This window comes from Yersinia sp. J1, assembly GCF_050586585.1.
GTDB lineage: Bacteria > Pseudomonadota > Gammaproteobacteria > Enterobacterales > Enterobacteriaceae > Yersinia > Yersinia entomophaga.
Genome location: NZ_JBOBDP010000011.1, coordinates 1 through 20165 on the forward strand (window position 1 = coordinate 1; position 20165 = coordinate 20165).

The following is a 20165-nucleotide window of genomic DNA, read 5'->3' on the forward strand; positions in this document are numbered from 1 at the left end:
TATTTACTCATAGCCAATCATTTTAATCAAGCCTTATTTATAAATAAATTAAATACCCATTTAGACGTCTGGCTGTTTAGCCATAAATATATCCAATAAGATTCCGCCAGCATAAACCAAATAAAGCACGCTGTTTTACGCTGACGAAACATTACATTAAATATATCGATAAAGATTTATTTTCACCCTTAGCGATTTATTAACAGTTTTATTGAAAATCCTTTTAGGTTCCCTGAAAAATTAAAATATCCAGAAATCAATTTACAATAACCCTACCGTGTAACTCCTGTACCGGTCGATTATTATCGCGATGAATGACCGACTTAAACTGCGTAATCTGGTTTTCAGAAATGCTTAAAGGCTGTTTAAACACCAGCCAGCGTACCCCTTCTGAACAAGGCGGTGTGGTTAGCGAGCCGCTGAAGCGATAATAATATTTGCTGTCCGGAATCAGGCCATTGAGATCCAACGCTGGATTGATCTTCTGTTCCTGATTCAATCCTTTTGGCATTTGCTGCCACACTTTTTCCAGCGCCATATTTTCTTTGCCTAGATTGTACATCACGGCAACAACCAGCAATTCTCCCTGCTCATTTTTATGTACGAAGTGCGCCTCCATCGGATATTGCTTACCCTTTATGGTATTTTCACTGGGAGCATGGAAATGCAGCTGTTTCAGCATAAAAGTTTCGCCATCTAACTGCACTTTATTCCCTTTGGGTACGTTCAACTGAATCGTATAACCATTATTTACGATATTCAGCGTCGTGGTAAAATATTGCATGGTCAGCGGTGCCAGGTTACTTCTTAACTCCCCACGGATATCTATCGGTGACTGGTTTTGTCCATCCTGACAAAGATGAAATTCGGGTTTCTGCATCTCCAAATGCTCAGGAGACGGTTGACCTTCATCAGTCCAAGAGCTGGTTTCATCAGCCTGAAGCGAAAAGCTCGCGCTCAGTAATATCGCTAATAGCAACTTACCTTTCATTGGTATGTACTCCATTACGTTAGTGTTTTAAGCTCAAACCCTTATCTTATTAATGGTTTTCAGACATATCTCCAACTAGTGAGAATCCTTTTCACTCTTTTTACCACCACAGACACGCGCGCTCACTCCGCTCTAAGGCCAACTAAAGTTTTAAAGAATATATACGCGATGATTTACCCATAGGTGATATCCCATAGCGGTGAAGATGAAAATGAAACGCTTACAATAGCCAATATGGTGACGGCATAAATACAAAGCAGAAAATCCTAATAGACGATGGACCCTCAATAGCAGACAGAGTGATCCTTCCACTGCCGTCTCGCGCTAATGGCTGCCAATATGATTATTCATAACATCCCCCAAGAGCGGGTTACGCCATGTGGAATTCGCCGTGCGCGGCATATTGTGGAAATCTTTGTTAGTAAGGCATTTTTTATGATTAAAGCGAGCGCTATGCCACAACAAAACCTCTATACTCGCAAGATAAGCGCGCTATACTTTGAAGAATAAGGGGGATATATGCTTATAGGATTTGTTCTACTGGTCAGCACATGCGGAATAGATGCTTGTGACGCGCTTCCCGTGTCTGAAGATATATATCCTACCCGTCAGGAATGCCTTGCCGTGGCGGCTAAAATCCATCAGCGCCGCCCGGATGTGGTGCTGCTTTGTGGGGAAGTTCATCGGTAATAATCTGATAAATGTCAGGAATACGCTCATTTATCCACGGTGAGATCGCTGTTTGCCGTTTCTGACGGACAGCAACTGACCGCCATGCTCAACCCTTGCTGATACCAATGATAAATTTCGCTGCCGGCAATGCCCAATGTTTCGGGCTTTAACGCTATTGAACGCATTTGCCAAACACTCAGCCCGCGTTGTTTTAATCGTGCCTCGCGCGCGGTCCACAAGCGCCAAAACGCCATCATGACATTTTCGGCAGGCTGCGCCGCCAACCACAGATATTCAGCCTCACAGAAATAGTGTTGTGCAATCTCTATCGCACCGGTTCGCGGCCTGATCACTTCAATATCGCAGCCAATCGGCCCTTTATCACTCACGGCGACAAAAACAAAATCGCCGCTGTGACTGATATTGAAATGTGGCAATTGATCGCACCGAAACGCAGGTTTTCCCGATGCTTCAATGATCATTTCCCTGAGAGGTCGCTGACCCACCCGCTGCGCCAGCAACACTCTTCCCGCCAGCCACGCCTCCCGCCGTTTGCCGCTGGGAGCCTGAACCAGTAACTCCGGCGACAACCAATCGGTGATGACAGCAGGTTGGCTGAGATCGCTGATTCGAGCCAGAGCGATGCGCATCATCGATTAACGCCAGCGCCGGAAAACCAGTGAAGTGTTGATACCGCCAAAGGCAAAGTTGTTGCTTTGGAGAAACTCGGTATCAATATGGCGTGGCTTCCCCATGATGTAATCAAGTTCGCCACAGGCCGGATCGGGCTGAGTCAGATTGAGCGTCGGCGCAAACCAGCCTTCATTCATCATTTCCAGACTCATCCAGGCCTCCAGCGCTCCGCAGGCACCTAACGTATGGCCGAAATAACTTTTCAGCGATGAAATCGGCGTATTATTGCCAAACACCGCGGCGGTAGCCTGACTTTCAGCCAGATCGCCACGGTCGGTCGCCGTACCGTGAGCGCTGATATAACCGATATCCGCCGCCTGTAACTGCGCCATCCGCAGCCCCTGTTCGATACAAATTTGCATAGTTTCACGCTGTGGCTGAGTAATGTGAGCCGCATCGCAGTTAGTGGCAAACCCCACGACTTCGCCGTAGATCTTCGCATCTCGCGCTTTGGCATGCTCCAATTCTTCCAACACCAGCGTGCCCGCGCCCTCGCCAATTACCAGCCCGTCTCGATTGATATCGAAAGGCGACGGCGTGGTGTGTGGCGAATCATTGCGCTGACTGGTGGCAAATAAGGTATCAAACACCGCGGCTTCGGACGGGCAAAGTTCTTCCGCTCCGCCGGCAACCATCACCGTTTGATAACCATGGCGAATGGCCTCCCACGCGTAACCTATTGCCTGGCTGCCGGAAGTACAGGCGCTAGAAGTTGGAATCACTCGCCCACGCAGCCCGAAGAACAACCCGGTATTCACCGCCGCGGTATGCGGCATCATCTGAACATAAGTGGTGCCGGTGATATTATTGGTGTGTTTTTCCGTTAGCATGGTGGCAAATTCGCTGACCGGTTTGGTACTGCCGGTAGAAGAGCCGTAGGCGATGCCGGTTTCACCATTGGTTAGCACCGCTTCGCCGATCAAACCCGCCTGAATCAGCGCCAGTTCGGTCGCTCTGGTCGCTAGCAGGGAAACTCGCCCCATTGAGCGAATGCGTTTGCGGGTGTAATGCTCCGGTAAAGTGAAATCATCAATAGGCGCGCCGACCAAGGTATTCAATCCCGCGTATTCCCGCCATTCCGGCATGCTGCGTACCGCATTTTTACCAGACTTTAGCCCAGCGGCCACGCTCTGCCAGTCATTGCCAAAGGCAGTTACGCCGCCCATGCCGGTGATCACTACGCGGCGGGTCATAGCATGCCCCCATTAACGGAAATCACCTGACGCGTCACGTAACCGGCAATATCAGACATCAAATAGCTGGCGAGCCCGGCCACTTCCTCTGCGGCGCCCATCCGTTTCATCGGGATCATATTCATCGCTTCTTTTAACGATGCTTCTTCCATCTGAATCATACCGGTATCAATCAGCCCCGGCGCTATGCAGTTGACAGTGATTTTGCGCTTCGCCAGTTCTATTGCCAGCGCTTTGGTTGCGCCGATAATGCCCGCTTTCGCCGCGCTATAGTTGACCTGACCTCGATTCCCCATTAAACCGGAAACCGACGACAGCGTGATGATTCTGCCGCCTTGACGCAACCCGATCATCGGCATAATACAGGGATGGATGACGTTATAAAAACTGTCAAGATTGGTATGGATCACGCTGTCCCAGTCGTCTTCACTGAGCGCTGGGAACGCGCCGTCGCGAGCTATTCCGGCATTGTTCACCACGCCGTAGTAAGCACCATGAGTATCAATATCCTGCTCGATGGCCTGCCGCGTCGCATCACGATCGGCTACGTCAAAACCGATAATCCGCCCTTGTCCGCCTTGCGCAGTTAGCTGTTCTACCGTTTGCTGAGCCCCTGGAAGATCGCTGTGATAATGCACGGCCACGCTAAATCCATCGGCGGCAAGTTGGAGGGCTATCGCTCGCCCAATACCTTTACTGCCGCCCGTGACCAAAACTGAACGTGTCATTCCATTTCATCCTGTTGAAATAATTGTTTAAGTTCTTGTTGATCCGGTTGATAGGTATTCAACCGCGCGGTGGCCAAAACCTGCCCTGCACAGCTGATTTCACCTTCAAAGCTGCCAAATTTTTCGTCCTGCATTAGCAAGACCATAGTGATATCCAATAAATTTCCGTTTTCAATCAACCGAGTCTGGCTGCGTAGCGCACGCGCGCCGAGCAACATGCCCAAATTCGCCGCCCGCTCGCCCCGCTGGCGGCTATGCCAACCCGACCACACGCCGACGGTCTGTGCCATCAATTCCAACGCAAACCATCCAGGCAAATGCCCTTCGGCAGTGAGGAAAGGAGCTAAAACGCCCTGTTCTGTGACTTTAACCCGACAATGCACGCTTTCTGCTTCTACCGCGACAACCTCATCCAGCAGCATCATCGGCGCCGCGTGAGGCAAATAATCTCCCGCCGGTAAATATTCAGGCATGACGCTTCCCCAGAATCAGGCAGGTATTATTACCGCCAAAGGCAAATGAATTGGACATAACAATTGCCTTCATCAATGGCTCCTGCTTTAGCAGTAACCCACAAGACGGCAAGCTGTCATCCGGCGTTGAATGAGAGAAATCCTGTGCCGGCAAGGGTAAATCACGAGTCAATAACAGCCAGCACAGCGCGGCTTCGCACACGCCTGCCGCACCTAATGTGTGCCCGGTTAAATGCTTGGTTGAGCTACAGGGCGTGCCATTACCGAATATGCGATTGACCACTTTAGCCTCAATTTGATCGTTGAGCCGGGTAGCGGTGCCATGCAGATTGATATACCCCACATCCTGAGGTTGAATTGCCGCATCGTCCAACGCCTGTTCAATGGCGCGAATAGCACCTTCGCCTTCAGGGTGCGGCGCCGACATATGCCATGCGTCGCTAGATTCACCGACTCCGAGCAAGGCTATCTCGTGAGGCTCCCGCGTGAGCAGCATCAGAGCCGATGCTTCACCTATAGTAATACCGCAGCGTTCGGCGGCAAAAGGCTGGCAAAGCTGAGTGGAAAGCGATTCAAGACTGAGAAAACCGTTGACCGGCATCCGGCTAAGCGTATCTGCGCCGCCTACAATTGCCACATCCGCCAGCCCGGCTTCGATTAAACGCCGGCCGCTGATAATAGCTCTGGCGCTGGAAGAACAGGCGGTAGACAAGGTGAACGCGGGGCCCTCCAGTTCGAGATAGGCCGAAAGAAAACGTGCCGGATCGCCTAATTCCTGTTGATAATAATCATAGCCGTCACTTTCCTCGTCGTGACTGCGCTGGTTAACCTGTCGGTCGCCCTCATTTAATCCAGAAGTACTGGTGCCCAATACCACCGCCACACGATCGCGGCCAAAGCGCACTATCGCTTGATCGACCTGTGGACGAATTTGCTCCAACGCCGCCAATAACAATTGATTATTGCGGCTGCGATGCATAGCAAGCGCCGCCGGGATTTCCGGTAGTTCACCTTCAACGGCGCCTAACCAGCAGGGTTGTTCGGGCTGAACCCAGCCATCGCGCGGCTTCATGCCGGGAGCGATGCCCAAAGGAAGCTGGCTGGCAATCTGATCGGCATTGCTTCCTAACGCGTTCAGCATGCCTACCGCAGAAATATAAATCATGTTAGCTGTCCAGATGTTGAATCGCGATCTGATAACCAAAAACGTACTGGCGGATGCTAATCGGCTGACGCACGCCTTTGCTGGTCATATAAACAATTTCGGTTACCCGTTTTCCTTGCTTATCACGCAGTTCGCGGCGGGATCCGATGTCGACCAGCGTCCAGCCTGCGGGTAACTGCTCTTGCCAGGCAGAAATCGGCCAGTAGCTCAGCATAATATCGGCCAGAACTTGACTGGCCGGAGGCAACTCAGGTAGCACGATTGACTGCTCGCTTTCGATCCCCTGCGTATCGTAGGTCAGTTTGAACAGGCGAATACCCAGAGATGACAATCCCACCAGCGAAAGCTGTTGCCGATCTGCATTAAGCAATACCAGCAAAGACTGTTGCTTACCTTTCACCGTGGCGGTCAGCAACTGTTGTTCATTCACCGCCGGCGTGATACCCGGCGCAGGTAAGCTGACCTTCACGCCCGGTTTTAACCAGGCCTGAGGCCGATTATCCGCGGGTTTAGTGGCGCATGCCGTCAGCATCAAAGCCAAGGACATAGCCAAGATACAACGTAAAATCATCATGATTTCTTCCCTTTACGGCGTTGATGCATCGCCAATGGAGCCAGCAAAAATGCGGCAAATATACCGCTGCACAGCACAATACCGAAACTGCTGATAGCCTGAGTGCTGCTAAAGATCAGCATACCCAAGGTCAGCAATGAGGTACTCATCGCCACGGTTACGGCTAATAATGACGTCAGCGGTGTTCCTCGTGGGTTACTGAAAAATAAGGTGTAATTAATGCCAATCCCCAGCACCAGAACTAACGCCAGTAGCGAGAACAGGTTGAGGGAGTGGCCGCTAAACGCTAGCACTGCCAGCCCGCAGCCGAGAGAAAGTAACGAAGGCAATACGCACACCAGCCCACGCCGCACGCCCAGGCGCAACATGTAACTCAAGGCGATAACCACAATGGCTCCCAGCAACAGCCAACCCAGCATAGTGCGATAGAAAGAAAACATCTGGTCGAAGCTGGCTTTGCGATCAACCCAACTGACGCCAGCATGATTGGCCGCCAGCGCAGCCAAAGCGGCGCTGTTTTGCACGCCGTCGGTCGGCACCAATACTCCGCTACGCCCATCCGGTAACGTCATCCACATCAACGCCCAGCCCTCACTCACTACGCTATTGAGCCAGTTCTCCGGCGTGACCGGCATTGGAGTGAGATCGATCTTCAACCCGTCTATCCCAACGGTATCAAGCTGTGCCAGCACGTTGGGGGCAACCTGTTGCAGCAGCGTCAGATCCTGCTGTTGCTGCGCCTGAGAGGCCAATGGCAGCAAACGGTAGCCGCTGAGCCAGCCCTGTTTTTTCGCCTGTTGTAACTGCGGAGCAAATTGCTCTAACCGCCGTAGCGTCTGCTCGGGCGTATCGCCATAAACCACAAACCACTTCTGGTCGATGCCTTGCCCAGTCAAGGCCGTGATAGCCTGCTCCTCCCGATGAATATCCGGCGGCAGCGCCTGCAATTGGGCAATATCATCATTAATCTGCAAGCGTAGCAGTCCGGCTACGGAGAACAACGCCAATACCAGTGGCAAACCTAAATACAGCGTGCGTTGAGTGCGCCACGCGGAAAGCCAACGCATCAATGGCATCATGAATGGCACCGGCCGGACCGGTAATCCTCGACATAACCACGGATACCAGCACACCACGGTCAGACAAGAGGCAGTCAGACCCGCGGCGGCAAAAACCGCCAACTGGCGCAGGCCAGGGAACGGCGCCAACATCATAATCAGGTAGGCCAGAACCGTGGTCCCCAACGCCATCATTAACGCCGGAAAAACCTTGTGCAGACTTTGCCACGGCGAGGTTTCACGCCCATGCACCATGCGCTCGGTAAGATAATAAATGGTGTAATCAGCTGAAATACCGACAATGCTGATACTCATCACTAACGTCATTAAATGCAGTTCGCCGAAGAGCAATAAGGTCAGTGTACTGCCAGCCAACGCGCCGATACCGACGGACAACACGCACAACAGTAACGGACGCAGAGAGCGAAACACGCCCAGAATCAATAGCAAAACGCCGATGACCGTGGCGGAACCCAAGGTGGAAACATCATGTTTGGCCTGCTGGCTGGCATAATCGCTATAAAATAGCGTGCCGCGCGACATGACCTCGACGCCCGGAAAATGATGCTTAAGATCGGTCACGAGCGCCGCCAAATCTGTCACTACCTGATGCGCCTGCTGCATATTGTAGGAGGAGCCACTCAGCTCGCCGTGGATAAAATACCAGCTGCGCCCCGCCTCATCCTGAGCCACCAACCAGCCATTTTTCATCCTCAAACGGCTGGTATTTTGTTGTAGCGCCAGCTGGGAGCCCCGCACCAGCATCAACGGATCGTTCTTTATTTCGCTGCCGCTCACACCGGCAAAGGCCGAATAAAGCTGTGCCAGTATCCAGTTAGCCTGCTCATCACCACCGTTCATCAGGCGCTGTCGCGTCTGCGGGTCAATCATGCCATTACGATGCTGATAGAAGAATTTCCCCCATTTCTGCTGCTGATCAGCGTCGATAGGTCCTTGAACGGCGGTCAACGACGGCAGACCCTGCAAGCGTTCCAGCCAGCGCGCGGCCGCCGCTGGATCATCGCCTTCGGCGGGGCTGACCATCCAGACCACCTGACGGTCCAAACGCTGCATAAAACCGTCGTTCAGCGCCGGAGGAATCTGCCCCATACTTTGCGCAGGTAACAGCGCCAGCACGCTACTGGAAAGCTTGGATTGCGGTAACAATACCGTGAGCGTCGCCCCCAGCAACAGGCAAGCCGCCAGCCATAGCCAGGCCCATAAACTCGGCTTAGAAGACAAAACGTTGCTGCTCATCATGGGTCAACGTATCTGGTGTCAGGCGCTGATTGCTAAAGGTAATCTCGGTGCGATCCCCTTGACGATCGTTAAGCGAAATCTGATCGAGATACTGCTGCCCTTGCAGCGTGATAGTGTTAAACAGCTTATCTAGCGGCGACGTGGTCGGTTTCAGCTCCAACTGCCATTTCCCCTGTCCTAAGTCGCTGAAGGTCAGCGAGAAATTTTGTTCCAACACTTGACGCTCAGCCTGAAACAGTGCGCGCAGCAAGTGGTTAAACTGGAACATCTGCGGATTGGAATCAGCGGTAACAATCTGTGGCTCCTGCCCATTAATTACCTGAACCAGACGCTTATCATCCAACACCAGCGTCAATGGAAAAGGTTTTTGCTGTTGCCACCACAGGCCGTTTTTCTGTGCGATCAGTAACTCACCGCTGGAACGCAGCGGCTGCGGCATATCCTTGATCTGGCGCTCCTGACTAAACTGCGCTCGTACCACCGGCTGCTGCGCCAAACGCTGCTGTAACTCATCCAGCGTCACTGCCTGTGCGCCAGCGGCGATCGCCAGCGACAACATTAAAATCCATTTTTTCATGGTTTGATTCCCATTCTTTCAAACAAAATATCAGGGCTGACAAAACACATTTCTCGCGTACTTTCTTCGACGGCAACCTGAATGGTATAGCCGGTGGTAGTCCGCTTGCCGCTTTGAGCATCGAAAATCTGATACACAATTTTCAGCCGATTTTCGAACTCTTCAACGTGGGCTCTGACCCGAATTCGCTGTTCGAACTCCAGCACGTCACGGTATTTCACCCGCGTATCAACAACCGGCCAAACATAACCAGACTCACGCATTTGCCGGTAACCATAATTAAACTGATTCAGTAGCGCCTCTCGCACCACTTCGAAATAACGGAAGTAATTACCGTGCCATACCACGCCCATCGGGTCGGTATCGTGGAAAGGCACGGTAATCTCTACTTCGGCGGTAAAACGGGCATCGGTCAGCACTTGTTACTCCTTGCCAGACGGCGAATCAGGCAGCCGCCAGAAATCAAAAAAGTTAAACCAGTCGAGCGGCGATTGCAGCGCGTAGTACTCCAGACGTGACGCATAGCGATCCACCGCCTGTTGCAATGCGGTCTCACGCTGCTGACGTGGCAACAGCAACGGATCGGCAAAAGGTTCGCAATGGATATGGAGTTTGCCCTGCTGGTGCAAGGCAAACATCAGTAACACCGGGCAGCGCAATACCGATGCCAGAACAAATGGTCCTTGCGGAAACGGCGCGGGCGCACCGAGAAATTCGCTCCACACCACGCGGCGGTCTCCACCGCGCTGGGTAGTCACCGAGGTACGATCGCCGACAATCGCCACCCATTCACCGGCGTCCAGCTTCTCTTTCAGCAAAATAGCGGTTTCTGGCCCCATGCGGGTCACGGGAATCAGATTAATCCCCGCCTGCGGCGCGATTTCTTCCAATACCTGCTTAAACCTTTGGGCATGTTCGCTAAATACCAGAGCGTGAATTACCCTATGACCATCCTGCTGTGCTAATGCGCGGCACACCTCGATATCTCCGAGGTGAGAAGCCAGAATCAGCTTCCCACCGTCAGACTCGGCATTAATGGTTTCTTGCGCTCCGGGAGCAAATACAATTTGCTGCCCCAGTCGCAAATCCCCGCGCCAACTGGCGACTTTGTCCAGCATCGCGCGACTAAACCGCAGGAAATGTCGATAACTGGTTAGATTGCCCGGCAAAGCCAATGACTTTTTCTGGGCAGTTTGCTGCAAACGTACCAGATATTGCTGCGAGGCCTGCCGCTGAGTTCGGCCGGTTAGCCAGAAATATCCCACTACCGGACGTAGTAATATCTCGAAAGTTTTCCGCCCTAATAGACGATAAACCGCGAGCATAAAGCGCATGCCGTTCAGACCTTTACGCTCTTTGACTCCAGCCCAGTGACGCGGACGACGTCGCGTTAACAATTGCGGGAGACGTCTCAACATGCCCAAAAATAACCGGGTATGCATCCACGAAATCCGCAGGTTATCCCGCAGTGCATCAAAATGGGAAAGCCCGTCGGCGGGGTAAGTCACTCGCGTAGGAACAAAACGACTATCAATGCCTTGCCAGTACAGGCGCACCATGATTTCCGTATCAAAATCCATACGTTTCCCCAATGGATATTGCGCCATCAGGGCTATTACCGGAGCCAGCGGATAGACCCGAAACCCGCACATACTGTCTTTCAGGGAGAGCGACAGAGTTTCTATCCATACCCACACATGGGTAATATAGCGACCATACAGACGAGATTTTGGCACCGACTGGTCGTAAATCGGGCGGCCGGAGATCAGCATATCCGGATAGCGCTGCGACTGTTTCAGCATCTCGGGAATATCTTCAATACAGTGTTGCCCATCGGCATCCACCTGTAACACGTGGCTATATCCCGCCTCGGCAGCCACGGTAAAACCTGTTAATACCGCCACACCTTTGCCCTGATTACAAGGCAATCTAACCAACGTGATGCCAGAGTGCGTTCCGGCCAACTGCTGTAAAATCTGTTGCGTGGCAGGTTCGCTGCCATCGTCAATGATAAAACAGTGCAGGCCAAAGGGAGCCAGCCGCGCCAACACATCATTCATCATTGCGCCGTGGTTATAGCAAGGAATAACCACGCACGGCGCGAAGGCGTGAACGGTTAACGACATAATTTTATGGCTCCGCTACTGGCCGTGCGCGCAGCGACGCCTTCATCCAGCGTATAGCTAAAACTGAGCAAGCCACGGGATTCATTCCAATCGAGGCGGAGTAACACCTGATTGCCCGGCAACAGCGGCAACTGGAATTTGACTTTATCGATACCGGAAAACTGCCAGGCTGCGCCCGCGATATCTGCCGCGTACCCCATCACCCAATCGATCTGCGCCACGCCCGGCAGCAGCGGTTGTACGTCAAAATGTCCGGTAAACCAGCTTAATTTGGGGTCCAGATACAGTCTAACCTCCATCTGATGCCGTTCCGACTGTTGACGGGATAGCTCAACGGGTTTCATTAAATAACTCCTGTAACTGAGGCCAAGAACGTTTGCTTTGCTGATTAAGCGGAATAACCGATAATTTGCGCCAATAGCGCGGTAATGCCACCGGTTCCAGCCAACCGCCAAGCTGCTGTCGCCAGCGGCGGGTCAGCCGCAGCCAACCGATTTGCTCTAATTCGTCCAATCCTGCCTGATTCAGCACCACCGCCGCGCCGATACATTGCCGCGCACCGCGTTTAACCACCAGCACCGCAACGTCTTCGATGCCAGACAAAGTCTGCAATCGCCGCTCAATCTCACTGAGAGACAGACGCTTTTCTTCAATTTTGACTACCCGATCGCGACGACCGGCCAGTGTAAATAGCCCTTGATCGTCGACAATAATTCGATCATCCAACGCCATTCCCAACGGATCGGGAATCAAAGGGGAAACCACGCGCCAGTTATCCTGCTCATCGCGACTCAGCTGCACGCCGCTAAAAGGCTGCCACGGTGTCTGCGGATGATGCCGGCTACGCCATGCCATCACTCCGGTTTCAGTGCTGCCATAAATTTCATCGGGCGTGATTCCGAGCCAGTTCTGCGCTCGTTGAGCATCGTCAAAATGTAGCTGCCCACCGGCGGAAACCACCCATTCGCAACGCGGCGGCGGCAACTGGCTATCCAGCCGCTGTAAAAACGCCGGGCTGGTAATAAAGGCGCAGCGCGGACTGTTCGCCAGTTGCTCAGGGAACTCCACCGTTTCGCTGGCGAAAGGCAGCCCTAGCGCTAAAGGTAGCCAGATGCGGAACGTCAGACCGTACAGATGTTGATGGCTTACGGATGCCCGAACCACACAGTGACTCAGCCGATCGCCCCATAAATCAGCCAGCCAGACGGCCTCTCTATCCATCACGGCAACCGGTTTATCCACCCGACGGGGTTCGCCGGAGGAACCCGAGGTAAATAACCGCAGACTAGCGTCAGCGGCAATCGACGGTAACGGCACGCTCGCAGGGGCGGTGTCCGATAGCGACCACACAGGGCAGTCTAGTTTCAGCGGCAGATCGCTTAATACCCCCTCGAAATGCTGGCTTTGCTCAACGAGCTGCGCTCGCCGATTATGCCCTGGCAGTACCGGAATTTTGCCCGCGTACAGAGTGGCCAGCAGCGCGACACAAAACTGATAGCTATCGTTAAAACACAGCGCCCAACAGGTTTCTGAACTGCTTATCAGGCGCGCATAAAGCTGGGTCACATCCTGTCGAAACGTCTTCAGGTGGATATCTTTATCACCGCGGCGGGCAATCAAAGTGCTACCCGCCCGTTCTTCAGACAGCCATTGAGTCAACGGTAATGTATTCATCGGTTTTTTATCCGTCGGCGTACCAGCCATTCCACGCCCATCACGCCGCCAATAAAGATATAGCTCAGCATGCCATTCCATAACGCCCAGATTTTCATGTCGTTATACAAACAGGTCGCCAGTGCAGTCGAGCCGTTGATGATAAAAAACAAACACCAAACCTGAGTGACACGCCGGGTATAGCGCACACCCTGCGGCGGTAAATCCGGCTCACGCCAACGGGCGATTTGCTCCACGATTGGCATGCCATAAAACAGAGAGCTGCCGAACAGAATCAACAGCACCAGATTAACCGCCACCGGGTAATACATCAGCACATGATGATCGCGCATCAGCACGCTCGCAGCGCAAAGAGCAATACCGGTTAACGCCAGCGCTTTCCCCGCATACATTTGGCCGTCCGTTTGACCTTGCAGCCCCCCATGATCTTTCAGTAACCACAGGCGTAGCAGGAAAAAGGCAATAAACAGCGGAATTAACCAGAAGGACAGACCCTGTGTCACGCCCGCCCAAATAATGAACGGCCATAACAACATAATTAGCCCATTGGCGATGCGCAGGAAATTTTGCATAAACGGCGTGGTTTTCCGAAACAACCGATCAGCCTGGTTGCTGTAATAATTGTTCTACCGCATCCACGACGTCTTGCACGGTACGCACAGACTTAAAGGATTCAGGCTTGATCCGACGGCCGGTCTTTTTCTGTAAATGAACCACCATATCCACGGCGTCAATACTGTCTAATTCCAGATCTTCATACAGACGCGCCTGCGGCGTGATCTGCGACCGGTCGATTTCGAAAAGTTTGACCAAGAGATCCGACACTTCCTGGTAAATATCTTGTTTATCCATAAGTTATCCGACTATTTAGCGCGTTGAGATTGAATGAATGACGCCAGCGTGGCGATGGAGTAAAAATGCTGACGCATTTCTTCGCTTTCGGCAGATAACATCACGCCATAGCGATTTTTGACCGCCAGACCTAACTCCAGCGCGTCAATGGAATCCAGTCCCAAACCGTCGCCAAACAGCGCGGCGTCTGCGTCTATCTCATCGGGAGTCATATCTTCGAGATTCAGGGTATCAATAATTAGTTTTTTTAATTCAAGAGAGCGTTCTTGCATCATCCGTATCCATGGGTTGGCCATTCTCAGGCGTCAATAACTGGGCTAATTGTCGATTCAGCTGGCGAGCGGCAAGCGCTTGCGCATCCTCTTCGACAGCCACAAAATATTCGTTAGCAATACGTTCGCCCACCACAACGCTGAACACCGGTTTTTCTGGCGGTATCTGATACCAGCGGCTCTGTTTATTCAGCGTTTGTTGGCTACAGTGAATATGCACAATACGCAAATCACATTCGCAACGGACGGCAACGTTGGCCGCACCCCGCTGTAATTTCAGCGGTTTTCCCGGACTGGTGCGCGTACCTTCGGGAAAAATCAAAATATTATCGCCGCGGTTTAAACGTTGGCGACAGGCCAGCAGCAGGGTTTGTCCCTGACTATTGACCAGATAATCGGCGGCTTTAATCACGCCGTTTACAAAGGGATTACGCAAGAGTTCAGCCTTAACCAGACAATCGACGTCCGGCAAGGCCGAAGCCAAAATAACGTAATCCAACAGCGTGGGATGATTCGCGACGATCAGGCAACCTTTATCAGCGCGAATCTTTTCGATGCCCTGCAAGCGGTAATCCAGCACACCCAGCCTGCGGGCCAAAGCGAGGAACAGGCGAAAACTGGCGGAAATGCTGCGTCTGGCCAGAATGCGCCGCTGCTGACCATCACGCTGAGTCAGCAGGAGAAAATTGAACCACAGCAACGATAATAACAGCCCGCCCAGCCCGAACAGGGCAAAACATAGCCCCGTCATGATCAGCCGCCACAGCCCATTAATTTGTCGCCCCAGCTTCAACGCTTTCATCCTAACGGCTCCACTGCCAATCAAATCGACCGCCGGTTACGACAAAGGAAGCGTGCGAACCCAGCCAATGATGCAAAAATTGCAGACTCTGGGGCACCTCCGGCTCGGGCGACAGCCCCTTGCGGGTAGCGCAGCGCAAGATATCACCCGGTTCAATCAGTAAAGCTACGGCAAACGGATATTTTGGCATATGCGATGTCATATATGGATGGTAAAAATCTGGAATTACGCCATCGAAATCCACTATTAATACACGGGAATAGCCGGCCTGATGTAACGCCATAACTTCGAGCAAACCTTGCTGAAAAGTTTCCGCGCCGGCGGATAAAGACGATGAAACCAGCGGTTTTCTGGCGGCGATAGTAAGATTACCCACCGCAGAATTATGCACCGACATAGCAAAATCCGTGGGTGACAGGCTTTGTTCCGTCGCCAGCGCCTGCAAAATGCGGTAGTTACGCTCCAGCTCACCGTGACGGCTGGTATATACAATCGCATCCACCGGTTGGCGGCGCAAAATCGCTAACCCGCATTCCACGGCCAGACGACTTCCTGAACTCAGGCGACGAGCCGTCATCATCGGCAACAGGCTACATTTAGCCAGCGGCTGGGTGTGATCTATCCTGGCAGGCGATTGATTAGCCCATCTGCGCCATTCATCTGCCAAGGCTAATCCAGGCGCGATAGCCTGCCAATCGGTGATGTTCAGAGTAAACTGCATGAATTCGTGATCTCTGGCGGAGAAAATGAGAAAAATACCGAGGCAATAATTGACTGATGCCCAATTGCCCCTTATTTCTTATAATTTTTCGGTTAGTGCCTCGATTCGGCTTTTTTCAGTCAGCCGCTATCGTTTTTTACAAATCAATAAAGTATGGCCAACGCCAAGATTATCTATTTGCTTTTCCAACTCAAGGTCGGCTTTCTGTAAATAACCCAGGAAATCAGTGACGCTATAAAAACGACTGTTACCATTAGCCATGCAGGTAAAATACAGCGAAGAAGCATTTAAACTAAATGCTCCAGCCTCGTAGGGCTGGCAATCCCAGAAGAGCTCCATAATACACACTCTGGCGTCGGGCTTCATCGCCGCTGCGATTTTTTTGAGAATAGCAATAATCTGAGCTTCCGAGAAACAGTCTAGGAACTGGCTCATCCACCAAACGTCAGCCTCCTGCGGTAACTGCACATCGGTCAATATATCTGCCTCATGGACAGAAATACGCTCAGACAGCCCATGCTTCGCGATGTTTTTCTCAGCTAGCAGAATTTGCTGCGGTAAATCGATGATGGTCATCTCGACCTGCGCATGATATTTGCAGCAGCGTAAAGCCCATTTTCCGGTATTGCCGCCCACGTCGTAAATTTTTGCCGGCTCAAGGGCAAAGACGTGAGGCAAAGCAGCGCTGAAAGCGCCATCGGAATAGAAATGATCGAAAGCAAACCAACTTTGTTTCGCAGGCTCAGGCAACTGGCTCAGCGCCGGATAAATCGTCGGCCAGGAACCGAAAACCTGAAGTCCAGCCGGTTTACCCTGCTGTAATGATTCTTTCAGATGATATAAGCCTTGATAGCAAACGTCCTGCGTAAAATCCATATTAACGCGGGTCATAGCGTCATGCAGTAAATAGTGGCCAATTTTGCCGATAAAATAGCGGCCTTCGGTTTGGTAAACAATATTCCCGCTCATGCCCATATCTAACAACACGCCTACGGCATAATCGTTCAGCTCGCAGCCGCAGGTAATTTCCTGCCGGGTCGCGCCCTGCTTTCTGCAATTATCCAACAGCGATAGAATGCCTGAATCCCTGAGATTTACCGCCGCTTGAAATAACATGGGCGCAAAAGCAATTCTCTGTGCCTCGGTAATTGCGTCAAGCGCACTAATATTATCTTTATCGTAGTTATAGCGCACGGCCATGGTTTGATGTCCAATATCAAATCGCCAAAGCCAGATTACGGTTAATCCGGCCCCGACTTAACTCAAATTTCCGTATTATTTATTAGCATTAGCCATTAAACGTTTTTGAATATCTTTATCGAGGTTATTAACCCAACGATTATAATTACGATGGATTTTTCCATTAGCAGATTTTAAGTTTGTGCTGCTGACATATTTAATGGTGTAGTTGGTCGGGGTGTAGTTAATACGGATGTTCACGCTGTGATCGCGGTTCATTAAGCGCCCATCAATCACACCTGGCGCCACCGGAGTCATGATCCAGTCACGATTCTGACCTGCATCCAGGATGGCCGTTTTGATCTGTTCGGTAGAATTATGGGTCGTGATATTGGTGTAAGGCGTTAATACAGGAACGGTACGTGCACAGCCGGAAAGCGCAGCGACACAAATGAAGCTGATGAGTAACTTATGAGAGGTTTTCATATATCCCTATTTCTCTAGATTGTATTAATTTTCCAATTAGGCGTGCTAAAAACCAGATAAAGACTAAATACGCGCAACAATGTACTAAATAAAATTAACGCCTGCAATCATGGAGTTAATTAACTTATTTGTTACATTTCATCCTAACTCACACTTAATCGCTACCGATTGATTTTAAAACCCCATTCAGCAAATTAAAGCGGGTTATCTGTAGTCAATCAAATATGTTTTTGGAATGACTCAGATATATTATTTTGCTGCTGTAGCCAAGCGAATGCCGCCATGACTTGAGGCGATCGCGCCTCTCCTGCCACGCGGGAAATCCAGAACGTTTGCCCCGGCAACGGCGCATAGTCGTCAACCACAGCCAGCGTTCCATCCTGTAATCCGCTATCTGCCGCCAAACGGGACAGCAACGCCATTCCCCTTCCCCGCCGCACTGCATCCATCACGCCAGATTGATCATCATAAATGGCGGACAGCCGGAAGCGCTGTAACAAGGTCGCCAGCAGCGCGCCGGTTTTCTCACCGGTGAGATGCTCCTCCAGACAAATCAGGCTGGTGATGTCACTGTGGTGATTCGCCGGGTGAAGAATCAATTTTTCCGCTACGGCAGCGCTCGCCACCATCACCCACTCATCCTGCAAAAAGGAAGCTGTAGCAATCCTTCCTGATCGAGAGGTCGACTCCCAATGGCAATATCCACATCAATTTCGTCAATAAAACGGGCGGTTTCATCGGAGGATAACAGCGGACAAAGATCGGGAATCTGCTGTTGTAGCGCATCTAAACGCGGCTGTAACCAACCCTGTAATATCGGCGAGGGACAAACCATCGCCACCAGCCCAGGATCAAGATAAGTCGCAATCCGGCTCATTCCGCTACGCAAAGTTTCCAGCGTGCGCAGTACCGTTCGCTGTAACACTTCTCCCGCTACGGTTAATTCTACACCTCGGCCAACCCGTCGAAACAGCGGCTGCCCAGTCTGAGCTTCTATCTGCGAAATCTGATGACTAATGGCGGATTGCGATAGGCAAAGCTCATCGGCGGCTCGCGCAAAACTGCCTAATCGCGCTGCGGCTTCGAACCCCATTAATAGTTTGAGAGAGGGAATACGGTTCACTTTTCACTCACACATTAATTTTATTGGGGTATTAATGCAATAAACATCAATTTTTATCAAGAAACAGAAGGCAGATAATAAAGCCACTCACCCGCTATGCAGGAAATGAACGGTGCCAGCGCGAGATAAGCTGCCGCACCAGCGATACTTATCTACAGTAAACATAAACCCGAAGGACGAAAATATGGCAACCCGTAGACGATTTATTCAGGCCGCCACGCTGATGGCGGGCGGCTTATTATTACAACCAAATAAGGTGTTCTCAATGATTGATCAGGATGATAAACAGCGCTGGATGATGCCCGACGAAAGCGCGCCCCATCGTCGCACCTGGATGGCATTTGGTGCCAGCAAAGCCATCTGGGGCGGTCGTTTATTACCGGAAGTGCAGCGTAATCTTGCCACCATTGCGTTAGCTATCGCCGACTATGAGCCGGTCACCATGCTCGTCAGAGAGGATGATTACCAAATCGCCTATCAATTAATCGGGTCGGCGGTAGAACTGTTGATTTGCCCATTAGATGACCTGTGGCTACGCGATACCGGCCCGGTGTTTGTCCATAACGCTCAGGGTAAAAAAGCCGGTATTGATTTTAACTTTAACGGCTGGGGAAATAAGCAACTGCATCGACAGGATGCGCACGTAGCCAGTTTTGTCACTGAACAGGCGGGCGTAGAACGGATGACCACAAACCTGGTTCTTGAGGGAGGAGGAATTGAGGTTGACGGCGAAGGCACCGCCATTATCACCGAAAGCTGCGTGCTGAACCAAAATCGTAACCCAAGTCTGAGCAAAGCAGATTGTGAAACCGAACTCAAGCGGCTGTTAGGTTTAGAAAAAATCATCTGGTTGCCCGGTATCAAAGGTAAAGATATTACCGATGGTCATACCGATTTCTATGCCCGTTTCACCACGCCGGGAACGGTGGTGGCTGGTTACGATCCCGATCCGCAGTCTTTCGATCACGAAGTCACTAAAAAGCATTTGGCTATTTTACGCAATGCGCGGGACGCCAAAGGCCGTAAGCTCAACGTCGTGGTATTAGAAAATCCTTCTGATAGCCGAGGGGAATATGCAAACCACGATTTTGCCGCCGGTTATATCAATTTCTATGTCTGTAATAATGCGGTTATTGCACCGGAGTTTGGCGACAAAATCACTGATACAGCGGCCAAAGCGCAGCTTAAACACCTTTATCCAAATAGAGATATCGTGATGATTAACATTGACGGGATCGCAGCAGGCGGTGGCGGTATTCACTGCACAACACAACAAGAGCCGCTATAACCGCATAGATGACTTTCCGGTTGCTATTCTCCTATTAATTAAGCCAATTGATTAAACCGATTGAATTGACAACGTTGACGCCAAAAAGGGTGATAGCCCGCCGGTATTTCCCCTCCCCTTTAGCTAATTTAGCTCGCAGGGCACAATTCAGTTTTTACAATGAGTTATGCATGGGAACGCTTCAAGATTAATAAAAAAATGGAGGCTTATATTGTCCGATTATACTTAGTCATATCGTGATCCAGAAAAAGGGACAAT

Annotated in this window: 23 protein-coding genes; 1 reads left to right on the forward strand and 22 read right to left on the reverse strand. The window is 51.3% G+C overall.

Annotation, left to right across the window (positions count from 1 at the left end; translation table 11 throughout):
* Positions 1-256: 256 nt before the first annotated feature.
* From ACQ4OC_RS14350 to ACQ4OC_RS14455, 22 genes are all read right to left on the reverse strand, one after another.
* The gene (locus tag ACQ4OC_RS14350) at positions 257-991 is read right to left on the reverse strand and encodes a carbonic anhydrase (protein ID WP_064517873.1); all 735 of its coding nucleotides are present in this window, start codon (positions 989-991) and stop codon (positions 257-259) included.
* 716 nt (positions 992-1707) lie between these two features.
* A complete protein-coding gene (locus ACQ4OC_RS14355; protein WP_120806700.1) occupies positions 1708-2316 on the reverse strand; it encodes a 4'-phosphopantetheinyl transferase superfamily protein in 609 nt (202 codons plus the stop codon).
* Between the two features lie 3 nt (positions 2317-2319).
* A complete protein-coding gene (locus ACQ4OC_RS14360; protein ID WP_430971288.1) occupies positions 2320-3549 on the reverse strand; it encodes a beta-ketoacyl-ACP synthase in 1230 nt (409 codons plus the stop codon).
* Entirely contained in the window at positions 3546-4277 is a 732-nt protein-coding gene (locus ACQ4OC_RS14365; protein WP_064517867.1) for a 3-ketoacyl-ACP reductase FabG2, read from the reverse strand. The genes ACQ4OC_RS14360 and ACQ4OC_RS14365 overlap by 4 nt, the downstream gene beginning before the upstream one ends.
* Positions 4274-4750, reverse strand: coding sequence for a hypothetical protein (locus ACQ4OC_RS14370; RefSeq protein ID WP_064517865.1), 477 nt, complete (start codon positions 4748-4750; stop codon positions 4274-4276). The genes ACQ4OC_RS14365 and ACQ4OC_RS14370 overlap by 4 nt, the downstream gene beginning before the upstream one ends.
* Complete coding sequence (locus tag ACQ4OC_RS14375) at positions 4743-5915, reverse strand: beta-ketoacyl-[acyl-carrier-protein] synthase family protein (RefSeq protein WP_430971289.1); 1173 nt, start codon at positions 5913-5915, stop codon at positions 4743-4745. Before ACQ4OC_RS14375 ends, ACQ4OC_RS14370 begins: the two co-directional genes overlap by 8 nt.
* Before the next feature lies 1 nt (position 5916).
* Positions 5917-6489, reverse strand: coding sequence for a DUF3261 domain-containing protein (locus ACQ4OC_RS14380; protein WP_120806702.1), 573 nt, complete (start codon positions 6487-6489; stop codon positions 5917-5919).
* Complete coding sequence (locus tag ACQ4OC_RS14385) at positions 6486-8807, reverse strand: MMPL family transporter (RefSeq protein WP_064517859.1); 2322 nt, start codon at positions 8805-8807, stop codon at positions 6486-6488. Before ACQ4OC_RS14385 ends, ACQ4OC_RS14380 begins: the two co-directional genes overlap by 4 nt.
* Positions 8779-9384 carry a LolA family protein gene (locus tag ACQ4OC_RS14390; RefSeq protein WP_430971290.1) on the reverse strand — a complete coding sequence of 202 codons (606 nt, stop codon included), beginning with the start codon at positions 9382-9384 and terminating at the stop codon, positions 8779-8781. Before ACQ4OC_RS14390 ends, ACQ4OC_RS14385 begins: the two co-directional genes overlap by 29 nt.
* Positions 9381-9803 carry an acyl-CoA thioesterase gene (locus ACQ4OC_RS14395; protein WP_064517854.1) on the reverse strand — a complete coding sequence of 141 codons (423 nt, stop codon included), beginning with the start codon at positions 9801-9803 and terminating at the stop codon, positions 9381-9383. The genes ACQ4OC_RS14390 and ACQ4OC_RS14395 overlap by 4 nt, the downstream gene beginning before the upstream one ends.
* A 3-nt stretch (positions 9804-9806) precedes the next feature.
* Positions 9807-11510 carry a glycosyltransferase family 2 protein gene (locus ACQ4OC_RS14400; RefSeq protein ID WP_120806703.1) on the reverse strand — a complete coding sequence of 568 codons (1704 nt, stop codon included), beginning with the start codon at positions 11508-11510 and terminating at the stop codon, positions 9807-9809.
* Positions 11501-11854 (reverse strand): hydroxymyristoyl-ACP dehydratase, encoded by a 354-nt coding sequence (locus ACQ4OC_RS14405; RefSeq protein WP_064517849.1) that lies wholly within the window; start codon positions 11852-11854, stop codon positions 11501-11503. Before ACQ4OC_RS14405 ends, ACQ4OC_RS14400 begins: the two co-directional genes overlap by 10 nt.
* Complete coding sequence (locus ACQ4OC_RS14410; protein WP_430971291.1) at positions 11841-13214, reverse strand: AMP-binding protein; 1374 nt, start codon at positions 13212-13214, stop codon at positions 11841-11843. Before ACQ4OC_RS14410 ends, ACQ4OC_RS14405 begins: the two co-directional genes overlap by 14 nt.
* Positions 13181-13756, reverse strand: coding sequence for a hypothetical protein (locus ACQ4OC_RS14415; RefSeq protein WP_064517845.1), 576 nt, complete (start codon positions 13754-13756; stop codon positions 13181-13183). The genes ACQ4OC_RS14410 and ACQ4OC_RS14415 overlap by 34 nt, the downstream gene beginning before the upstream one ends.
* A 28-nt stretch (positions 13757-13784) precedes the next feature.
* Positions 13785-14036, reverse strand: coding sequence for an acyl carrier protein (locus ACQ4OC_RS14420; protein ID WP_064517844.1), 252 nt, complete (start codon positions 14034-14036; stop codon positions 13785-13787).
* Positions 14037-14047: 11 nt separating this feature from the next.
* Positions 14048-14308, reverse strand: a complete 261-nt coding sequence (locus ACQ4OC_RS14425) for a phosphopantetheine-binding protein (RefSeq protein ID WP_064517843.1) — start codon at positions 14306-14308, stop codon at positions 14048-14050.
* Complete coding sequence (locus ACQ4OC_RS14430; protein WP_430971292.1) at positions 14289-15110, reverse strand: lysophospholipid acyltransferase family protein; 822 nt, start codon at positions 15108-15110, stop codon at positions 14289-14291. Before ACQ4OC_RS14430 ends, ACQ4OC_RS14425 begins: the two co-directional genes overlap by 20 nt.
* 1 nt (position 15111) lies before the next feature.
* On the reverse strand, positions 15112-15831 hold the full coding sequence (locus ACQ4OC_RS14435) for a beta-ketoacyl synthase chain length factor (RefSeq protein ID WP_430971293.1): 720 nt from the start codon (positions 15829-15831) through the stop codon (positions 15112-15114).
* A 126-nt stretch (positions 15832-15957) separates the two neighbouring features.
* Positions 15958-17031 (reverse strand): methyltransferase, encoded by a 1074-nt coding sequence (locus ACQ4OC_RS14440; RefSeq protein ID WP_120806706.1) that lies wholly within the window; start codon positions 17029-17031, stop codon positions 15958-15960.
* Between the two features lie 75 nt (positions 17032-17106).
* Positions 17107-17496 carry a hypothetical protein gene (locus ACQ4OC_RS14445; RefSeq protein WP_064517839.1) on the reverse strand — a complete coding sequence of 130 codons (390 nt, stop codon included), beginning with the start codon at positions 17494-17496 and terminating at the stop codon, positions 17107-17109.
* A 218-nt stretch (positions 17497-17714) separates the two neighbouring features.
* A complete protein-coding gene (locus ACQ4OC_RS14450) occupies positions 17715-18125 on the reverse strand; it encodes a LysR substrate-binding domain-containing protein (RefSeq protein ID WP_430971308.1) in 411 nt (136 codons plus the stop codon).
* Positions 18125-18619 carry a LysR family transcriptional regulator gene (locus ACQ4OC_RS14455; protein ID WP_430971294.1) on the reverse strand — a complete coding sequence of 165 codons (495 nt, stop codon included), beginning with the start codon at positions 18617-18619 and terminating at the stop codon, positions 18125-18127. Before ACQ4OC_RS14455 ends, ACQ4OC_RS14450 begins: the two co-directional genes overlap by 1 nt.
* A gap of 184 nt (positions 18620-18803) precedes the next feature.
* On the opposite strand from ACQ4OC_RS14455, the gene ACQ4OC_RS14460 reads away from it, so the two are divergent.
* Positions 18804-19907: an agmatine deiminase family protein gene (locus ACQ4OC_RS14460; protein WP_430971295.1), complete on the forward strand. Its 1104-nt coding sequence runs from the start codon at positions 18804-18806 to the stop codon at positions 19905-19907.
* The last annotated feature ends 258 nt before the right edge of the window (positions 19908-20165 follow it).